Here is a 530-nt window from a genome sequence, read left to right as displayed (position 1 = left end):
CCGTGGTGAAGCGGCCTACCGCGCACTAACTTTACCCTTGGACCACCGCGTGGGGGCCGATCATGCCGGGTCGCCGCCCGCATCAATCTTCACCGTCGTGTTGTGGTTCATCGTGACGGTGGAGCCATTGTTGACCGTGCTGCTCCCGAGCGGAGGCGCCGCGCCAAGGGCATTCACATCGAAAGAGCCTATACCGCGCCCCATAGGTGGGAAGTTCATCGGAGGAGACGGCTTCGGCGAGGCAGGGGCACTCTGCGCAGCATCGTATGCGCGCTCCGCTTCACGCATGTAGCGATTGCGGCTCGCATAGTTTTTCACGCCCGCACCCTCAAAGCGCTCTTCAAAAACAAGCATCTTGTTTTCGACGCCTTGTATATTTTTCAGTCCGCTAATCGAACTTTTGTGGGTATTTTGAAGCTCCCACTTAAGGAACCCGTAATACCAACCCTCACTGATCAGAACGCATGGGCCCATCGGCGCAGTCCGATGGACATGAGGCGCCAGGGTTGGGCGATGATCTTGTTCCAGGC

The 530-nt window shown here is 58.1% G+C and carries 1 protein-coding gene; it reads right to left on the bottom strand.

Translation table 11 applies throughout. The annotated features are described in order from the left end of the window. Positions 1-60 precede the first annotated feature (60 nt). Positions 61-530, bottom strand: a 470-nt coding sequence (locus tag ASF20_RS24010; protein ID WP_210166844.1) for a hypothetical protein, incomplete at its 5' end; no start/stop codon positions are given.

The sequence above is a fragment of the Methylobacterium sp. Leaf88 genome, assembly GCF_001422795.1.
Lineage (GTDB): Bacteria > Pseudomonadota > Alphaproteobacteria > Rhizobiales > Beijerinckiaceae > Methylobacterium.
This window is presented reverse-complemented; position numbering and strand designations above follow the sequence as displayed.